At 62.5% G+C, this 17,771-nt stretch carries 15 protein-coding genes, 2 tRNA genes and 2 pseudogenes; 2 read left to right on the top strand and 17 right to left on the bottom strand.

Features of this window, described 5'->3' with window-relative positions:
- Positions 1–15: 15 nt before the first annotated feature.
- The 13 genes from FXY94_RS02080 to serS all read right to left on the bottom strand — a co-directional run bounded on the left by FXY94_RS02080 (position 16) and on the right by serS (position 12,027).
- Positions 16–1,232, bottom strand: a protein-coding gene (locus FXY94_RS02080; RefSeq protein WP_096883315.1) for an IS3 family transposase whose coding sequence is annotated in 2 segments (ribosomal slippage) — positions 16–971 and positions 971–1,232 — 1,218 coding nt in all. Because the reading frame shifts where the segments join, the coding sequence is not laid out codon by codon here.
- Complete coding sequence (locus FXY94_RS11190; RefSeq protein WP_408609390.1) at positions 1,180–1,422, bottom strand: helix-turn-helix domain-containing protein; 243 nt, start codon at positions 1,420–1,422, stop codon at positions 1,180–1,182. Before FXY94_RS11190 ends, FXY94_RS02080 begins: the two co-directional genes overlap by 53 nt.
- 108 nt (positions 1,423–1,530) lie before the next feature.
- Positions 1,531–4,332 (bottom strand): phosphoenolpyruvate carboxylase, encoded by a 2,802-nt coding sequence (gene ppc / locus FXY94_RS02090; protein ID WP_051120677.1) that lies wholly within the window; start codon positions 4,330–4,332, stop codon positions 1,531–1,533.
- 319 nt (positions 4,333–4,651) lie between these two features.
- A tRNA-Ser gene (locus FXY94_RS02095) sits at positions 4,652–4,741 on the bottom strand.
- A gap of 89 nt (positions 4,742–4,830) precedes the next feature.
- Positions 4,831–5,577 carry a hypothetical protein gene (locus FXY94_RS02100; RefSeq protein WP_016663363.1) on the bottom strand — a complete coding sequence of 249 codons (747 nt, stop codon included), beginning with the start codon at positions 5,575–5,577 and terminating at the stop codon, positions 4,831–4,833.
- 97 nt (positions 5,578–5,674) lie between these two features.
- Positions 5,675–6,406 (bottom strand): hypothetical protein, encoded by a 732-nt coding sequence (locus tag FXY94_RS02105; RefSeq protein ID WP_016663364.1) that lies wholly within the window; start codon positions 6,404–6,406, stop codon positions 5,675–5,677.
- A gap of 102 nt (positions 6,407–6,508) precedes the next feature.
- A complete protein-coding gene (locus tag FXY94_RS02110) occupies positions 6,509–6,886 on the bottom strand; it encodes a hypothetical protein (RefSeq protein ID WP_147594868.1) in 378 nt (125 codons plus the stop codon).
- A gap of 431 nt (positions 6,887–7,317) precedes the next feature.
- Complete coding sequence (locus FXY94_RS02115; protein WP_016663366.1) at positions 7,318–8,049, bottom strand: hypothetical protein; 732 nt, start codon at positions 8,047–8,049, stop codon at positions 7,318–7,320.
- A gap of 267 nt (positions 8,050–8,316) precedes the next feature.
- Complete coding sequence (locus tag FXY94_RS02120) at positions 8,317–8,973, bottom strand: hypothetical protein (protein ID WP_016663367.1); 657 nt, start codon at positions 8,971–8,973, stop codon at positions 8,317–8,319.
- Between the two features lie 158 nt (positions 8,974–9,131).
- Positions 9,132–9,611 (bottom strand): peroxiredoxin, encoded by a 480-nt coding sequence (locus FXY94_RS02125; RefSeq protein WP_016663368.1) that lies wholly within the window; start codon positions 9,609–9,611, stop codon positions 9,132–9,134.
- Between the two features lie 134 nt (positions 9,612–9,745).
- Positions 9,746–9,833, bottom strand: a tRNA-Ser gene (locus tag FXY94_RS02130).
- A gap of 59 nt (positions 9,834–9,892) precedes the next feature.
- Positions 9,893–10,771 carry an HAD-IIB family hydrolase gene (locus FXY94_RS02135; protein WP_016663369.1) on the bottom strand — a complete coding sequence of 293 codons (879 nt, stop codon included), beginning with the start codon at positions 10,769–10,771 and terminating at the stop codon, positions 9,893–9,895.
- On the bottom strand, positions 10,768–12,027 hold the full coding sequence (gene serS, locus FXY94_RS02140; RefSeq protein WP_016663370.1) for a serine--tRNA ligase: 1,260 nt from the start codon (positions 12,025–12,027) through the stop codon (positions 10,768–10,770). Before serS ends, FXY94_RS02135 begins: the two co-directional genes overlap by 4 nt.
- A gap of 44 nt (positions 12,028–12,071) precedes the next feature.
- Here serS and FXY94_RS02145 point away from each other — a divergent pair, with 44 nt between their 5' ends.
- On the top strand, positions 12,072–13,013 hold the full coding sequence (locus FXY94_RS02145) for a diacylglycerol/lipid kinase family protein (RefSeq protein ID WP_016663371.1): 942 nt from the start codon (positions 12,072–12,074) through the stop codon (positions 13,011–13,013).
- Positions 13,014–13,025: 12 nt separating this feature from the next.
- Here the strand turns inward: FXY94_RS02145 and FXY94_RS11195 are convergent.
- Positions 13,026–13,163 (bottom strand): annotated as a pseudogene (locus FXY94_RS11195) (prephenate dehydratase); the annotation flags it as partial.
- Positions 13,137–14,051, bottom strand: a pseudogene (gene pheA, locus FXY94_RS02150) (prephenate dehydratase); the annotation flags it as partial. The pseudogenes FXY94_RS11195 and pheA, both read right to left, overlap by 27 nt.
- On the opposite strand from pheA, the gene FXY94_RS02155 reads away from it, so the two are divergent.
- Entirely contained in the window at positions 14,007–16,043 is a 2,037-nt protein-coding gene (locus tag FXY94_RS02155) for a hypothetical protein (RefSeq protein WP_016663373.1), read from the top strand. The pseudogene pheA and the gene FXY94_RS02155 overlap by 45 nt on opposite strands.
- Here the strand turns inward: FXY94_RS02155 and FXY94_RS02160 are convergent.
- Positions 15,988–16,950 (bottom strand): glycosyltransferase, encoded by a 963-nt coding sequence (locus tag FXY94_RS02160; RefSeq protein WP_016663374.1) that lies wholly within the window; start codon positions 16,948–16,950, stop codon positions 15,988–15,990. The two genes, FXY94_RS02155 and FXY94_RS02160, sit on opposite strands and share 56 nt — an antisense overlap.
- Entirely contained in the window at positions 16,947–17,771 is an 825-nt protein-coding gene (locus FXY94_RS02165) for a DUF5926 family protein (protein ID WP_016663375.1), read from the bottom strand. The genes FXY94_RS02160 and FXY94_RS02165 overlap by 4 nt, the downstream gene beginning before the upstream one ends.

A 17,771-nucleotide genomic window follows, 5' to 3' on the forward strand; every position in this document is an offset into this window, starting at 1 on the left:
GGAGCTACCTAGTGGTTAGGCAGCTATTTCTTTTCTGCTAGTGATTAGACCAATTTGGTTCTCAAAGTCGACGGGGCTGACCATACCGAGTGCGGAATGTCGGCGTCGACGGTTGTAGACGACTTCAATCCAGTAGGCAACGGCCTTGCGTGCAGCATCACGGGTCGTCCAGCGCTTACGGTCGTAGAACTCGGTTTTAAGCGTCGACCAGAACGACTCAGCCATCGCGTTATCGAAGCACACACCAGTACGCCCCACGGACTGAGCAATGCTCAGGCTGCGGCAAACCTCCCAGAGCTGCTCGCTAGTGAATTGAGCTCCGCGGTCAGCGTGAAACACCAGCCCATCAGGAACGTCACCACGCAACGTGTGCGCCATCCGCAGGGCTCGCTCGACCAGGGAAGTATCTTGAACGCTATCCATAGCCCAGCCCAGCACCCGGCGGGAATGGCCATCGCGGACCGCGCACAAGTACAACCAGCCTTCACCGGTGCGCAAGTAGGTAATATCTGACATCCACACCCGGTTGAGCTCACCAGTATCAAACATGCGCTTGACCAGGTCAGGAAGCGTGGACTTACGCTTAGCTTGAATCGTTGTCACCGGGACAAAGGCCCGCGGTGAAATCCCCTCAATCCCCATCATGCACATCCGTTTAGCCACAGTCTTACGGTTAAGCGCAATGTGGTAGCGCTCGGCAAGTTCTGCGGTGATCCGCGGCGCACCATAAACCTCATCGGAGTCTTTCCAAATCCGGTGAATCTTGCGGTCAACATCATCGTAAAATGCTGCACGATCATCTTCGCCCGATAGTCGCTTCTGCTGCGTATGGGCCCATTTGTAGTATCCAGACCGAGACACTTTTAAAAGCCGTGCCATGCGCTTGATGCTGTAGTTCGCCTTCTCCTGCTGCATCAATTCGAACTTTTCTGCTCGCGTTGCTTCGCAGCGAAGAAGGCTGTCGCTTTTGACAAAAACTCGTTATCCATCTTGGCTTCAGCCAGCTCCCGACGAAGACGAGCATTCTCAGCACGAAGATCAGCCTCGCTCATCCCATCTGATGCTCCTCGGCGCTCACGCTCGAGTTTGACCCACCGGCCTAAAAGCCCGGCGGACACACCAATCTTCTTAGCCACATGAGCAATCGGACGCCGCGACTCTATTACCAGGTTCGCGGCTTCACGCCGATACTCCGGCGTGTACTTCTTGCGCTGTTGACTCACAATGAACATCCTCTCCTACGGACACAAGATCCGCACTAATAGGGTGTCCACTAAACGAGGGTAACCTCAACAAGAGCTTACGGACGGCGTATCTGGAGACACCAAGAGCATTCGCAGCGGCTTGATAGCTCATGCCTTGCTCAAACAGTCCAACCAACTGCTCGCGCTGATGCTCACTCAGCGAACTCCGTGCTCTCAACGAAAACTACTCCCCACTAGTCGGTAACTGATTTCTCAGTCCAACTAATGGGGAGCAGTTCACACATCGAGGAGCCGGGCCTTCGCCTTTGCTACCGAGAAACCGAGATCAGCCGGTGTTCTTCATGCCTGCGGCGACGCCGTTGATGGTCGTCAGCAGCGCACGCTTTTCAGCTTCGCTGATCTCAATCCCGCGCGTGTGAGCGTCGCGCACGCGCTGGAGCATCGCCACCTGCATGTAGCTGATTGGATCGAGGTAGCGGTCGCGCACCTCGAGAGTCCTCTTGAGCACCGGCGAGTTATCGAGAAGGTCGAGCACCCCCGTCAAGCGTTCGATCTCGGCGACCGTCAGTTCATACTCTTCACGGATCGTCTCGAACAGGTGCCACAGTCGCGTCGGCACGAGCGAGTGCACGTAGTGCGAAGCGATGCCCATGTCAGTCTTCGCGAGCGTCATCTCCACGTTAGAGATCACGGTCCGGAAGAAATGCCAGTTCTCGTACATTTCCTTGAGGTCGTCCTCGTAGCCCGCCTCACGAGCGGCCTTGAGGCCCGAGCCCGCGCCGAACCAGCCGGGTACGATCTGCCGCGACTGCGTCCAGCCGAAAACCCACGGGATTGCGCGCAGACCATCGAGGCCCTTCTCACTCGTCGTTCGCTTCGAGGGGCGCGAGCCGATCTTCAGGTCACCGAGCTGCTCCACGGGCGTGGACGCCACAAAGTATTCGGGCAGGTCAGGATCGTCAATGAGGGTGCGATAGCGCGCGAAGGAGGCGTCGGAAAGGTTTTCCATGACGGTGCCGAAGCGCTCCAGATCTTCCGGGCTCGTGCGGGGCTTTCGGTGCAGGGCCGAGCCCTGCATGACGGCTGCAAGCGAAAGATCGAGGTTTTCGCGTGCGAGCACGGGCAGCATGTACTTATCGGAGATGACCTCGCCCTGTTCGGTGAACTTGATTTCGCCCTCGAGAACGCCGTAGGGCTGAGCGAGAATCGCATCGTAGGTGGGACCGCCGCCGCGGCCGACGCTACCTCCGCGACCGTGGAACAGACGCAGCGTCACGTTGTGTTTGGCGGCAACGTCACGCAGGCGTCGTTGAGCCTGGTGAATCTCCCACTGGCTCGTAATGACGCCCGATTCCTTGTTCGAATCGGAGTATCCGAGCATGATCTCGTGGCGATCGCCGCGAAGGCGCACGATTTCGCGATAACTCGGGTCACTGAGGAGTTCATCGAGAATCTCGCCCGCGTGGCGAAGCTCTTCGACGGTTTCGAGGAGCGGGCTAAAGCCGATGTCTGCGCGGGGTTCGTCGCCCGCAAGGTCCACGAGGCCTGCCTCGCGCGCGAGCAGTGCCACGGCAAGGATGTCGTCGGCGCCGCGGGTCATCGAAACGATATAGGTCTGGATGACATCCGGCCCGTACGTGCGGTGCGCGGTGCGGATTTCGCGGAAGACGTTAAACGTGTTCTGCACCGAGGGATCGAGGGGGGATTCCTCGCCGAGTAGCTGCGCGCTCGCGAGTGGTCGCTTCGATGCAAGCTCGGAGGAGAGCACCGTCGTGCGCTCTTCACGCGTGAGCTCCCCGTACGCCTTATCGAGCTCGCCTACCCGGTCAAACATTTCCGCGAGCAGGTCGTGGTGCTTCTCGGCGTGCTCGCGTACGTCCATAATCGCGAGGTTAAGGCCGCTGCCAGCGAGAACAGACTGCACGAGGGCAACCGAACCGTCAGCCATGAGATCACCGCGGTGCTTGCGGAGCGAATCGCGCAGTTCTTCGAAATCGTCCTGGAGTTCAGCGCCGGTGAGATAGTCGACGCCGGGCTTGTGCGCTTCACCGCTGTGGATGCGTGTGCGTGTCGCCGCGAGCTTTGCACGCATAGAAAAGAGTTTGAGGCGATACGGCTCGTGGGCGAACAGCTCAAACTGCTTTTCGGGCACGAACGTGAGAGCTTCTTGATCCTTCTTTAGGCTCTCGTTGAACTGCTCATCCTCACCGATCAGAGTCGAGCTCATCGACAGCTCGAGAGTGAGCGTGTCGAGGAACGCCTCTGCGATATCGATCGCGGCATCGGCCTGAAGTTTGAGCACCTCGCGGGTCACGTCTGCCGTCACGTATGGGTTGCCGTCGCGGTCACCGCCGATCCACGAACCAAAGCGAAGCGGAACCTTCCGCACGGGAAGATCAGCGCCGTAGTCGCGAAGCTCGTGGCGCAACGCGTCGAGAACCTCGGGGAGCGTGTGGAGGTAGAGCGAGCGCAAGTAGAAGATTGCGTTGCGCGCTTCATCCTGCGGGGTTGGTTGCGTGCGGCGCAGCTCGTCGGTCTGCCAGAGCGCTTCGATTGTTTCCGCAAGGTCGCGATCTTGTTTCTTACGGGCGCGCGAACCTTCCTCGGTATCCGTCTCGAGGAGAGTCGAGACGCGGCGCAGCTTCGTGAGAACCGCGCGGCGCGAGGCTTCCGTGGGATGGGCCGTGAACACGAGGCGCACATCGAGTTCGTCAACCGTGCGCTGAAGCTCCTCCACCCCGGCCTCTTCCGCGATGGACTTCACCGTGCGGGGGAGCCATGAGTCGTTTTCGTCCTGCACCTGGAGCGCGCGCACGCGATACGTTTGCTCAGCGGCGTTCGCAAGCAGGAAGTACTGGGTGAACGCACGCGTGAGCTCTGTCGCCTGCTCGATCGGCAGTTCCGCGAGGCGGCGCTGCACGCGCATCGTATCCTCGGCCGATTTCGACTGCTTCGATTGCTTCGCAAGCTGACGCACCTCCTCAACCAGGTCGAGCAGTTCTTGCCCGTGCTGGTCGGCGAGCGTTTCACCGAGGAGCGTGGAAAGCCGACGCACGGTCGCGCGCAAGGGGGCGTCGATAAGCGGGTCATCACCCACCACCGGGAATTCGGCCGTCAACGTGGGCACGTTGTGAAGGCTATCGTCGTGCTGTTCGCGCACCTGAAACCTCTCGTTTGGAAGCGGGTGGCACCCGTGGCGAACCGAAAACACCGGCGTGGCGCTCGCGGTCCCCCATCAGCGCCGAATGAGCCGGGGCCAGTCTACTCCCACACGCGTCCCACCTGCATCCAGGGGTTGAACCGCATCCGCCACGCATTGCAGCGAGTGGTACGAGGCACTCCAGCGCATTCGTTACCTGTGCGACGCCACGTGGAAAATCAACGCGGCAAAGGTTAAAAGAGATTCCCCCACCCGCTTTAAAGCGGGCGGGGGAACATCCTATCTGCGGAGACGAGAGGATTTGAACCTCCGAGGCGGCTCTACACCGCCTACTCCCTTAGCAGGGGAGCGCATTCGGCCACTCTGCCACGTCTCCTTGCGCGCAAGGCGCTGAGTCAGCCTACCGAACTTCCTCGTGCTGCTCAAATCTTTCGCGGCGCGTCCCACATTGCGCCGGCGTCATCCTCAAGGTTTGATGTAAATACCCTTGCCTTCAAGCTTGACGACGTTGAAGCCCATACCGAGTTCTTCGCTCTTGACGGCGGCTGTACCGTCGCCACGTTCCTCGACTGTGAAGGCGGCACCGTTGAGCGCCTCGCGCATTGCGTTCGCCTTATTGGGGTCCATCGGCGCAACTTGCTGGCTCGCCGCCCTCACGCACGCGTTTTTCTCCACCTGGTTTTCGAGCACGAAATAGCCGCCGTTAGACTCGGCAGCCGCGAGTTCACACGCGACGGCCCAGTTCGAATCTATGCGCGCTTGCGCGTACAGGATGGTGATCTTGACCGCCTCCTGCTTTTCCTCCTCGGTGAAGGGAGTGCGGCTCGGCATGAGGGTCGCTCCCCCACCGCTGCCCGGATCCTGCGGCCCCGGAGCAGGCGCCGGTCCGGGCGCGGGCGCCGGATTCGGAGGGGCTGTGGTCGGCTCCGGGGCAGGCGGAGCGGTGGTGGGAGTCCCCGGCTGGGGTGCCGGGCCACCGCTCGTGCCGGGGTTCGCGGGCGCCGGTGCCGAAGTTGTTGGACCGGGCAACGGTGCGGTTGTGGGTGCGGGGCTCGCGGAGTCCGACGGTTGCGCGCTTGACGCAGTTGCGGAATTCGACGGGTTGCCCTCATCTTTGGAGGAAGTGAGGGCCCCGCACCCGGCGAGGCTGGCTGCCGTGAGAGTCGCCGCGAAAAAAACGGCAAGGGGGCGTCGTGTGCGGATGAGATTCATGAATGCGCCTCCGTGGCGGTGTGGGGTTTGAGGACTTCGAATCTTCAACATCACCGCCAATTGGCCGGTCACGTGAATTGCGCAAAGTCGACGCGAGTTACAGCAGGCCCCTGGCAACCAAGCGCAGACTGCCGTCATCGAGCCTCACAAGCGTCATACCTATGGGACTTCCATCCACAAGAAATTCGGCTGTCCCGTCGTGCCCGTCGCGGAGAGTCATACGCTCTGGGCTGGCTTCCCCAAGCGCTTCCTCTGCACTTTCCCTGTCACCCTGAGGCCCTTCCACGCTCTCCCTGAGAGGCAGTATGCAAGCCTTCTGTAGTTCTGGAACATCAAGGCGCAACATCTTGCCTCCCTCCTCCGCAACGAGCAACCCGCAAGCCTCTTCATACTTGCCATCGAGGACACGACGCACGAGCTCGGCGGGAAGGTCGCGACCGCGTTTTAACTCATCCTCGGTGAGGGGCGTGGGATCAACCATGGCCTTGGCGCTCGCGGGAAGGTTCTCGAGGGGTCCAACTTCATCCGCCGTTGGCTGTTCATCGTCCGGATGTACCTCACCGCCGCCAGGCGACTCGTCCTCGTCAGGCTCGGTTGTTGAGTCGCTCCGCTCGAGTGTGGTGGGACCCGCGCCACCCCCGTCGGAGGCGGCATCATTATGCGTGGGCGTCGTCTCTGCGGTGGTTTCGGCCGGAGACGTTATTGCTTCCGAGGTTGGATCGCTCGCTCCCGGCTCCTTGGTATCGCCACAGCCTGCAAGACCAAGAATAAGCGCGCCAGCGGCGGCAATCGTGCACAGCGAACGGATCTTGCAAGGAAGAGCAAACATCGTCAACCTTTCATATGGATTAAGTCGCTTGGTTTTGCCATTTCCCGCTCTAAAAGGAGTCTGTTTCGAGAGCCAGCAGCTCCCGAAACAGAGAGGAACGAGCTAGAAATTATCGACCAAAAGGCGAAGGCTGCCGTCGTCAAGCCGGGCAAGCTTCGTTGGGCTCGGCTTGCCGTCGCGTGCGAAGGTAGCTGTGCCGTCCCCATTATCGTGAAGCTCGAAGTGCTTCGGGTCAGAAGCTTCTTTCACCTGTTCCCGCGTCATGCTCTTCATAGAGGAGGAATCTATGCCGGTTTGAAGCTGAGCGGCACATTGCTCCCGGAGCTCCGGCACATCGAATCGCACAAGAGTGCCATCCTTACTCAGCACCATCATGTCGCAGACTCCGGCAGCATCCCCCGCTACCATTTTGGTCATCATCTCCTGCGGAAGCTGCAGGCCACGCTGCATCTCTTCTTGCGTGAGTGGTGTGGGATCCAATTTCGCCTTAGCACTCTCGGGGATGTCCTCGAACGAGTCGATACCTCCGGTACCCCCGGGGCTCGGTTGAGATTGGTTCCCTCCGGGTGCTGCCGGCGTTTGGTTCCCGCCCGGAGCCACAGGCGGCTGCTGAGCATCGGGAGTAGCGGCTCCGGGGTCATTCGCACCCGGATTCTCACCCCCGTTGGACACCGAGGGGCTGGCTGGTGTCGCTGACGGACTTTCATCATGCCCAGGGGCGCTCGACGAGGCTGAGGGCTCGCTCGCCCCCTTTTCTTCTCTCCCCTCTTCATTCAGAGCTCCGCACGACGCGACGCTTGCGGCCAGTGCGCTAGTCGCGACTGCTACTGCGATGGTTCGAGAAATACGATTCGCAACTCTCATCTGGTTCTCCTTCGCTACTATTTCGTCGAGCTCACCGCGCAAAACTACTACTGGGCGACTGCGAGGCGAACGCCGCCATCCTTAATCTTCAGAATGTTGAAACCGAGGGGTTGGCCAGCCATTGTCAGGGCAAAGGTGCCATCACCGTTATCTTTTAGCTCATAAGTGGCAGGATCAAACATCGATCTGGCTTGTTCCTCGGTCACGCCGCTACCACCTTGGTTCTGACCCGAAAAACTGTCCATGGCTTGAACACACTTCTCGCGCAACTCGGGCGTAGTATCCATGCGACGCATCGATCCGTCAGGCTCCTTGAATACGGTGGTGTCGCAGAGCGAACTGAAATCCCCACCCGTGGTGATTGCCACGAGAAGGTCGGCCATCATCTGTTTCCCCTGCTCCTTTTCCTGATCGGTGAGGGGCGTGGGATCAATCTCGACAGGCTCGCCTAGACCTGCAAGGCCACCACTCCCAATCCCGCCGGTGCCTGAGCCCGGAGCGACTCCACCGCCGTCACTGGGAGGTGCGGGTTTCGAGTCCGTGCCACCCTGGGTCGTCGGGTTTTCCGTACCACCCTGGGTCGCCGGTTTTTCAGTTGGCTCGGGCAATTCACTAGCCGATGTCGTAGGCGCTGGCGACGAGGTTTCTGCGGACGGCGATGCAGACGCGGATTCTTTCTTTGTTTCATTGACGGCACCGCAACCGGCGGCACCCAAAATAAGCAATCCCGCGGCTGCGGCGGCGTAGAGTGCACGAGCGGTGCGTAGTGTTGCGGACATGATCGCCTTTCTTCCGGTGCGTCTGTGAGTGCGCTTCCCACACCTATGATGCGACCAAGGTAACGCCCGTTTCTGCATCTTCCTCGAGAGACACACACAGTATTTTCAGCCTGCGCAACCTCTTGCGAGAAGACAACGACCACTCCCACATTTCGAACTGTCGCCGTTAAAAAGCGAAGGTGGCTCGGTAGACGACACTACCGAGCCACCCAGGCTTGACTCTTCTCTCACCTCAGCACGGGTGACCGACCCGAACCATGGAGAGAATCAGGAAGACAGATTCCTCATGTCGACGAGCGGACCCGCGCCCTTCACCTTGAGGAGCGAGATGCCGAGATCCTGGCCCTGGAACAAAACCTTGGCAGTACCGTCCTCGTTCGGCTGGATCTCAAGGTTTTCGGGCTTCATCACCTGCTTAATCTGCTCAGCCTGATCCTCGGTGATGCCCTGGCTGGAGAGGACTCGCTCGTTCTGAGCAGCGCACTGTTCGCGGATCTCAGGGGTATCCATGCGCTCGTAGGCGCCCCCGTTCCTCGCCACCATGTTCGTGCACGCATCTTCGAACTTCTTATCGAGCGAACTGGTGAAGAAGTCGGCCACGACCTGTGCGCCCTTCTTCTTGTCTTCTTCCGTGAAGGGGGTTTCGTCAAGCTCTACGGGCGTCCCGTGAACGCTCGAAGCGACGTCGTCTCCCGTGACAACGCCGCTGCCGGAATCCGTGCTCTCGCCCGAATCCGAGGCCGAGGCTGAGCTCTCGCTCGACGTCGAGTCTTCCTTGGTCTCTGAAGCGGTCGTGGTCTCCTTCGAAGCGGAATCATCCTTCTTCGCGTCGTTGGAGGCGCCACAGCCCGCGAGGCCGAAAGCGAGCACGCCGGCAGCGGCGATGATGGAGATCGAACGGTTCTTACGCATGAAAGTAGACATCGTCAACCTTTCGTGTTGGTCAGGGCCAGCGGCCCATGAGTCTCGCCCCTCGCAGAGCCCTTGAGGTCCACATTCGTGACGCTCTCGAGATCCACAAAGGAACGCGGACAAACCTAGCATCCCCTATTTCCGTGCATTCTCAGCTTTATGGAGAGCCGTCACATTTGCGCATCGAGGTTCAGAGCATTGCGCACAAACTCCACGTGTTTCGGGGTGCCAACGCGATACTTCACTGCGGTGAGCACCCCATGAGCATCGATGACGAAGCTCGAGCGGATCACGCCCATTTTCTTCACCCCGTACATGTTTTTCTCGCCCCAAGCGCCGTACGCCTCCATGACGGCATGGTCCTCATCTGCGGCCATCGCAAAAGGAAGATTTTCTTTTTCCACGAATTCCTCGACCTTCTCAATCGGGTCGGGGGAAATGCCGAGAATACGCGCACCATTCGCAGTGAGTTCTTCGGCATGATCTCGAAGATCGCGTGCCTGACGTGTGCACAGCGAGGTTCCGGCGGCAGGGTAGAACCAGATGAGGGCACTGTCGCCGGCAAGGTCAGCGAGCGTGATTCGGCCACCACCGGCGAGCGGGAGGTCGAAGTCGGGGGCCTTATCGCCCGGAGCGAGTTTGATGTTCATGCTTGTCTCCTTAGTGGGGCTCGACTCTCTCGATCGTACGTATATACGCGGCAGGGAATACAAAACCCCGCCTCCGGCGCGCCAAGCACGTCGAAGACGGGGAACGGCACACGGCAAGCCCATGCGCTCTAGTGCGGAGAGTAAGGGATTTGAACCCTTGGTGCAGGGTTGCTGCACAGCGGTTTTCAAGACCGCCACATTCGGCCGCTCTGTCAACTCTCCTTGCGCCGTTTGCGAGGCGCCCGTACATCCTACCCGACGCGCTATCGGGCTGGAGAAAACTAGCGAGGGTCAGCAGAGAGAAGGTGGCGCAGCACTAGTTCTGCGCCGTGGTCGTCAATGCTGAGGGTCTCGGCGTCGGCGTACGACTTCACGCGCTCGCTCGCCTGGCCCATTGCCACGCCGACGGCTGCCCAGTCGAGCATTTCCACATCGTTCGAGCCATCCCCAACTGTCACGGTGTGCTCGGGATCCACGCCAAGGCGCTCGCGCAACGCTTCAAGCGCACTGGCCTTCGTCGTGCCGGGCGCTGACATGTCGAGCCAGCTCGACCAGCCCACGGCGTATTCACAGCCGCTCACGCCGGCGCGCTCGACGATCCGCGCGAACTCATCGAGGGGAATATCGGGTGCTGTCACGACGACGCGCACGACCTCTTTCGCCCCGAAAAGCTCCTCGATACTCGCCGGCTCCGCTTGGATGCCGAAGTCGAGATCGTCGAAGCTTTCGGTCCCTATGAAGCCACCGCTCGCCCTCTCAATCGCGAATCGCGCCGTGGGGACGGCCTGATACATCGCGCGTAGCGCGGGCTCGGGGTCAAAAGTAACGGTCTCGACAATCTCGTAGTCGTCGTCGCCGGCCCCGGTGATTTTCGTGGTCACGGCACCGTTCGCGCTCACCGACCAGCCGTCTGACACGCCCGCCACACGCACGATCGGGAGGGTCGTGTTGAGCGAGCGGCCCGTCGCGATCACGATGTGGTGGCCGGCTTCGCGCACCGCGTGAAGCGCCTTCTTCACCCGCGGGTCCATGATGCCGGCGTGGTCAACGAGGGTACCGTCCACGTCGAGGCCAATCAGGGCTCGGTGCCCCGCGAGAGGCTCGAGCAGAGCGCGAAGGTGCGCCTCGTCAAAGCCCTTGGTGCTACGCGCGGGACTCATCGAACCTCGAAGATTTCGCGGCCACCAAGGTAGGGACGCAGCCCCTCGGGAACCACGACGCTGCCGTCGGCCTGCTGGTGATTCTCGAGCAGCGCGACGATGAAGCGGGTCGTGCCAAGAGTGCCGTTGAGGGTTGCGACCGGGCGCAGCGCCCCGTCCACCCGCTCGCGGATGTTGAGGCGGCGCGCCTGGAACTGCGTGCAGTTCGACGTGGACGTGAGCTCGCGGTACGTGTTTTGGCTCGGCACCCATGCTTCGCAGTCAAACTTGCGGGCTGCGGATGTGCCGAGATCACCAGCGGCGGTATCGATCACGCGGTAGGGCACATCGATGAGCGCCATCATCTCGCGCTCCATGTCGAGGAGCCTCTCGTGTTCCTCGTAGGAGTCCTCGAGCTTGCAGTACGAGAACATCTCGACCTTGTGGAACTGGTGGACGCGGATGATGCCGCGCGTGTCCTTGCCATAGCTCCCAGCTTCGCGGCGGTAGCACGCGCTCCACCCGGCGTAGCGCAGGGGCCCATTGTCGAGGTCGAGAACTTCGTCGCGGTGATAGCCCGCGAGCGCGACCTCGCTCGTGCCGACGAGGTAGAGGTCGTCGTCCTTGTCGAGGTGGTAGACCTCATCGGCGTGTTCACCGAGGAAGCCGGTGCCATCCATCGTTTCAGGTAGGACGAGGGTGGGCGTGATGACGGGCGTGAAGCCCGCACGGGTTGCCTTGTCGAGTGCGGCATTGAGAATCGCGAGCTCAAGTTGCGCACCCACCCCGGTGAGGAAGTAGAAACGCGAGCCGGAAACCTTCGCGCCGCGCTGCATGTCGATCGCCCTGAGTTTTTCGGCGATGTCGAGGTGGTCCCGCACGTCGAAGTCGAAGTTCGGGATATCCCCGTGGGTTTCGCGGACCTCAAAGTCCTCTTCGAGCCCCTCGGGAGCGCCTTCCGCAATATTGGGGATCGCGCGCAGCGCCTTTTCACGAGCCTCTTCCGCTTCACTCGCGCGCTGCTCGAGGTCCTTGACCTTCTGGCTCAGCTCTTTCGCTTCGGCGACGAGGGCCTGCTTTTCCTCGCCCTTGGCCTGGGCGACCTTCTTTCCGAAGGTTTTCTGTTCGGCACGCAGCGACTCGAAAGACTGCGTGGCCTCGCGCCAGGCCTGATCGGCTTCAAGCACGGCGTCGACGGTTTTGGGGTCGCGGCGCCGCGCTTTTTGGGCCTCGCGCACGCGTTCAGGGTTCTCACGGAGCAATCGCAGATCGATCATGTTTTCCAGGGTACAGTGCCGCGCCGTCCACGTATGCTGGAGCGGTGGAAAAGCTACACGTTGGGGTCGTTGTCAACCCGTCAAAACTCAAGGATGTCGCCGAATTTCGCGGCCGGGTCGTGAGCCACGTCTTCAATGTGGACCCGGATGCTCAGGTGTCGTTCTACGAAACGACCGTGGAGGATGCGGGCTTCGGTCAGGCTCAACAGGCGGTGTCCGACGGCTGCTCGGTGGTCCTTGCGGCCGGCGGCGATGGCACGGTGCGCCTCGTCGCGGCGGGGCTTGCGCACAGCGACGTCGCGCTCGGGATTATCCCGATGGGCACCGGTAACCTTTTTGCGCGCAACCTCGACATTCCGATCGATAATCTCCGCGGCGCCATCAAGGTCGCCCTCACGGGTGAGGCCCTCACTGCGGACCTCGGCTACCTGCAGCACGGCGAGAGCCTCGAGGATGCGAGTGATGCGAAGGAAGAACCGTTCCTCGTGATCGCGGGCTTCGGTTTCGACGCGGTCGTCATGGAGAACACCAACTCGAAGCTCAAGAAGGCCGTGGGCTGGCTCGCCTACGTGGTGGCGGGAGCGAAGAAGATCGTGGGACGCGGGCAAAGCGTCGACCTCGAACTCGATGGGCGCTCCGCGAAGTCGCTCAAGGCTCGCACCGTCATGATCGGCAACGTGGGGCGCCTTCCGGGCGGTATTACGCTCATGCCCGGAGCTGATCGCTCAAACGGCTCCCTCGAGATTCTCGCCCTCGACTGGAAGGGCGCGGCGGGCTTCTCTCAGATTCTCGGCCAGCTCGTGCTTCCGGGAGGACCCAAAACTCTCGCGAAAATCTCCAACCACCGCACGTTCCAGGCCCGTGAGGCTGTCGTGAGCACGTCGAAAGCTCTCCCAGTGCAGGTCGACGGCGACTACGTCGGCAACGCCACGCACCTCGTGACGCGTGTCGATGCGGGCGCGCTCCTCATTCGCTGTGCCCGCTAGGCGGCGTCAGTCTCGGGCGATGAGCGCCTCGAGGCCTGCAACGAAGCTGCGGGCTTCCTCGTATGCCGTGTCGGTGTTGTGGTCGACGACGTAGGGCACTGAACCGTCGGCCCGGCTGTAGGAGCCGAGGAACACGATGCGCGAGCAGATGCGGTGCAGGCCGCGCAGTGCCGAGGCGACTCGGCGGTCCTCGATGTGGCCCTCGAGGTCGAGGGAGAAGGAGTAGCGGCCGAGCGCGTCACCGATGGGTCTTGATTCGATGCGGGAGAGGTTAACGCCGTTGGAGCTGAGCACCTCGAGCATCTCGAGGAGGGAGCCGGAGCGGTCGTGAGCGAGGTGGGCGACGATCGTTGTTTTGTCCGCGCCCGTGCGCGCGGGGATGAGACCGTCGCGCTCCACGAGCACAAAGCGGGTTTCGGCACCTTTCGTATCCTCGATCCCCTCGGAGACGACGTGCAGCCCAAAATGTTCGGCGGCGAGCGGCGAGCAAATCGCCGCGGCGGTGCGGGCACGCGGATCTGCGTCGTCAAGCTCCGCGATCTCGCGGGCCGCAGCGGCGGTCGAAAGCGCGGGCTGCGGCGATGCGCCGGGAATTTTGCCGCGCACGAACCCCTGGCACTGGGCCTGCGCATGCGGGTGAGAGTAGACGGCCTCAAGAGCGTCGAGGCTCGACGGCACGCGCGTCGCAAGCACAAAGGTGATGGGAACTATCTGCTCGGCCACGATCGTGATGCCACCGGTTGCGGCGAGCACATCGAGAGTGCCTGAGACCCCTCCCTCGACTGAGTTCTCGATCGGGGCCATCATTGCGTCGACGTCGCCGGCAACGAGATCGCCGATCGCTTCGGCGACGCTTCGGTAGGGCACGAGCGTGTGCTCCCCATCGTCGGGTCGCACCGGCAGCGGACCCATGAGCGCTTGGAGGAGTGCCTGATGGGTGAAAGTTGTCTCGGGGCCGAGGAATCCATATCGCATGTCACTAAGAGTACGGGCATGTGCGCGATCGCTACGCTTGAGTCCATGCACGACACCTCTCATACGCGTGAGCGCCTCGCGGGCGCGGCCATTGTGGGCGCGTGCCTCGCGCTCCTCGCTGCACTCATCCTTGCCCCTTCCCTCCACTGGGGAAGTCTTCGCAAGGACGCGGCACCCCCCGAGGGTGCGGTCCACACGGTGTTCGTGACAAGCGGCCTCACGTGGAATGACATCACGAAAGAGGACACCCCGACCCTGTGGTGTTTTGCCGAGAATTCCGGCACGGCAGGGCTCGCCCTCTCGAGCGAATCGGTCATGCCCACGAAACGTCAGGGACTCGCTACTCTCGCCACGGGCACGCGCACACCGGCACTGACGCACGCGAGCACCAACGGGGCGAGCGGCACACCGGGAGAAGTCGAGCTGTCCGACGCCACCTCCGCCCTCGCCGAAGTCGGCATCTCTCTCGTCGATCTCGGCGACGTCGCAACCGGTCGAGGAGTGAGTAGGCTCGAGCACGAACGAAGTGTTCGCGACATCGATGCAGCGTTCGCGAAGTACGCGGGTGATTGTGGCGAGCGCGGAGTGGCACTCGCAAGCGTCGGCTCCCTCAAACCCTCCCCCGCGGACACGTACGAGGTGGAGCATACGCGCGGCTACGACGCGCTTCCCACACCGCTCAACCTTCAGGTGTACATCGATTCGCGCTGGGGTCCGGCGTTTCTCACGAGCCCGTCGACGCGCCAGGTCGGCGTCGTCATGAATCTCGACCTCGCGGCAAGCTTCACCGGCACGGAGCAGCTCGGTATCGGCCGAGCCGCTGTCGGAACCCCCACCACCAAAGGCACTCAGCTCGCGCACGCCCGCGAGGTCACGTTCGCGTCCCGCACCACCGAGGATTCCCTCGCCCCTCTGCTCGGCGCGATCGTCGCGGTCTTGCTGATCGCGGGTGCCCTCGCGCGGCATGTCCCGGCGGCGCGAACTGTCGCGAACGTCAGTATCCTCGCGATCCCCGTGGGCTACACCTCGAGCATCCTGCCGCTCAGCACCCTCGTTAACCTCGGCATTCATCCTCTTCTCGCGATCGCGGCGTGGACGATCATCGGCACAGCTGCGCTCGGCGCAGGCCTCACTTTCGGCGTACGCCTACTCGCCTCGGCGCTCCCCGACCGCAGTCGCCGGCTCCTCACCCCCGCACTCGCGGCTCTCATGACGGCCGGCGCGATCCTCCTCGACGCCGCGCTCGGCTCGCACGCGAGCTTCACCTCGCTACTCGGAAATCAACCGATTTACGGCGGACGGTTCTACGGGTTGAGCAACCACATCACGGGAATCACACTCGCGGCATGGGCGCTCGGGGTGGGCATGCTCATACACGCACTTCCCACCTTCACAGCCGGCCGGCGAGCGGGATTGGCACGCGTCACTCTCGTGGCAGCGACGGGCCTGATCGTGGGGCTTTGTTCGATCGCGCCGGGCATGGGGGCCGACGCCGGAAGCGCCCTCATCTACGCCCCGGTGACCCTCGTGGCCTGCCTCGCCCTGAGTGGGATCCGGCTGCGACCGTGGCACATTCTCGCCGCACTCGCGGCGGGAACAGGGGTGTTTGCCCTCGCGGGCGCTCTCGACTACATGCGCCCCGCCTCCTCGCGCACGCATCTCGGCGAGTTCGTCGCGACGCTCGTGGACGCAGGATCGCTCGCGGGCGCCGCTTCACAGTTCTGGGCCGTGTTTTCGGATCGCACGATGCGCATGCTCGAGCCGCTCACGCTCTATTCGCCACTTCTCATGGCCCCGCCGGTGCTCGTGACCATCGCGCTCACCTACGGCGCGGTGCGGCGGGGGCGCCTCGCGCACGAACTCCCCCACCTCTATGCCATACGCCTCGCAGCCATAGCTGGCGCGTGGATCGGGGCGTTCACGAACGACACCGGTCTCGTTCTCGTGGGCCTCGCCTACGTCGTGGGCCTCGCACTCAGCCTTGCGGCTCGCGCGGCACTTACTGCTCGGGCTCCTCGCGAGGCTCATCCACCGGCTCCTCCGAAGGAGCTTTAACCTGCGCGTTCTTCTCGAGGGACGGTACCGCGAAGTGCTTCACGGGAGGGTTCTCCACGAACTCAGGCGCCTCGGTGCGATCACCCGTGAGCGTCCGCACCTCACCGTCCTCGCCAAGCGGATCATTCGGCGAAAGAGACCGCCGCTTCGAGAGCGCGCGCATGACGTCCTTCAGCTGGTTTGCGCGATGAAGCTGCGAGCGCAGATCCTTGCCGGTAGCGCGATGCGTGAGGTCGGCAGGGATCTCCTTGACCCAAAACCCCTGGTGAAGCGCGTCAATCGTCAGGCCGGTTTCCACGCCCCACCCAGCGGCGAGAGGCTGCACGGCATCCCAGGTTTCGCGCGTGATACAGCGCGTTCCGCTGAGAGGCTGTACGGTCTCGAACCCGGTGGCCTTGCGGATTCCGTTGCGGGCCGTTTTCACCACGAAGCCCATGCCAGCTGCGCCCTCTTGCGCGGGGAGCGTCGCGATCGCCATATCCACGCCGTCCTCAAGGACCGCCTCGACGAGAGGTTGCGCACCTGAGGCCGAATCCTGCATGTCGGCATCGATAAAGAGAAGCGCGCGTGGCGGCTCAACCGCCTGGCTGGGGATTGCTGCGGCGTTGAGCCGTTCAGCGTGCTCGGTCTCCTCGCGCATGTGCACGACCCGCGCACCGGTCGCCATCGCTGCCGCCTTGCCGCGATTGGTGCGGTGACGCACCACTACCGCACCGGCGCCCTTCGCAAGAGCCGCCGTGGCATCGGATGAGCCATCATCGACAACGACAACGAGGTCGACGCCGCGGATCGTGAACGAGGCGGCAACGGTCCGTTCGATGCGTTCAGCCTCGTCTTTCGCGGGGATGACAACCGCGACCCGCGTGGGTCGCGCACCTCCCATCTGCGCGGCGTCGACGCTGCTCATCGCAGGGTCACCTCACGTGCGACAATTCCGCCGCGCGCGCGACGCTCGAGAGCCGTAAACGGCTCCTCGCTCGAAAGCGCCGCTTCGAAACGCTTGAGGAACTCGGGAACCTCATTTTCCACGCCCTCGACGCCGAAGCCCTTCGGCAGGTCCCATACGGGAATCGTGAGGCCATCAGCACGGAACGAGCCCACGTAGCGCGTGCCCTCGGCGATACCCGACTGACGCTTCGCGTGCAGGCGCGCAACCGCGTCGATCACGCGGTCTTCGCTTTCGTCGAGAACCCAGCGCAGATGCTCCTTGGGGCCTGCATCGACCCAATACGCGTGCGGCAGCCCGCCGACGGCCGCCGTCGGCATGATCGCCTCGTTGGCCTGCTCGAGGCCCTGCTCGATCTGCTCGGTGCGCTCCGCACCGGCACCGAGCCAGTACTCGAACGAGTCGTGCACGTCGACCGTGTAGCCCTCCTCAATGACGAGGATGTCCTGAAGCCGCGGTGAATCCTCCGCAACCTTCACGGTCGTCACTGACGTTCCGGGCTCCGAATCAAGCGCTTGCTTGAGCGCTGCGCCGAGACCGCGCGAAGTGTCATTACCGGGAACGCTCGCTTGCATGCCGAGCATGACGGTGCCGTTATCGCGCTTGATCGCCGCCCAGTTCATGGGGAGGATCGTGGCGATCACGGCATCGCCACCGCCAAACTCGGGGGCAATCTTCGCCTCGAGGGTCGCCGATGGGATGAGTTGGCGCATCGCCACGAGATCGTGTTCGGCGATGAGGCCTTCAAACGGACGGCGAACGAGAGTAGTGCTAGAAGTCAT

This window comes from Dermabacter jinjuensis, assembly GCF_902381725.1.
Classification (GTDB): Bacteria; Actinomycetota; Actinomycetes; order Actinomycetales; family Dermabacteraceae; genus Dermabacter; species Dermabacter hominis.

What these genes read in the sequence shown, in the direction of transcription:
- FXY94_RS02105 (WP_016663364.1), bottom strand. Translation starts at nt 6,406, where the DNA reads ATGTTTGCTCTTCCTTGCAAGATCCGTTCGCTGTGCACGATTGCCGCC.
- FXY94_RS02125 (WP_016663368.1), bottom strand. Translation starts at nt 9,611, where the DNA reads ATGAACATCAAACTCGCTCCGGGCGATAAGGCCCCCGACTTCGACCTC.
- FXY94_RS02165 (WP_016663375.1), bottom strand. Translation starts at nt 17,771, where the DNA reads ATGACTTCTAGCACTACTCTCGTTCGCCGTCCGTTTGAAGGCCTCATC.
- FXY94_RS02120 (WP_016663367.1), bottom strand. Translation starts at nt 8,973, where the DNA reads ATGTCTACTTTCATGCGTAAGAACCGTTCGATCTCCATCATCGCCGCT.
- FXY94_RS02160 (WP_016663374.1), bottom strand. Translation starts at nt 16,950, where the DNA reads ATGAGCAGCGTCGACGCCGCGCAGATGGGAGGTGCGCGACCCACGCGG.
- FXY94_RS02100 (WP_016663363.1), bottom strand. Translation starts at nt 5,577, where the DNA reads ATGAATCTCATCCGCACACGACGCCCCCTTGCCGTTTTTTTCGCGGCG.
- FXY94_RS02115 (WP_016663366.1), bottom strand. Translation starts at nt 8,049, where the DNA reads ATGTCCGCAACACTACGCACCGCTCGTGCACTCTACGCCGCCGCAGCC.
- FXY94_RS02155 (WP_016663373.1), top strand. Translation starts at nt 14,007, where the DNA reads ATGTGCGCGATCGCTACGCTTGAGTCCATGCACGACACCTCTCATACG.
- FXY94_RS02135 (WP_016663369.1), bottom strand. Translation starts at nt 10,771, where the DNA reads ATGAGTCCCGCGCGTAGCACCAAGGGCTTTGACGAGGCGCACCTTCGC.
- serS (WP_016663370.1), bottom strand. Translation starts at nt 12,027, where the DNA reads ATGATCGATCTGCGATTGCTCCGTGAGAACCCTGAACGCGTGCGCGAG.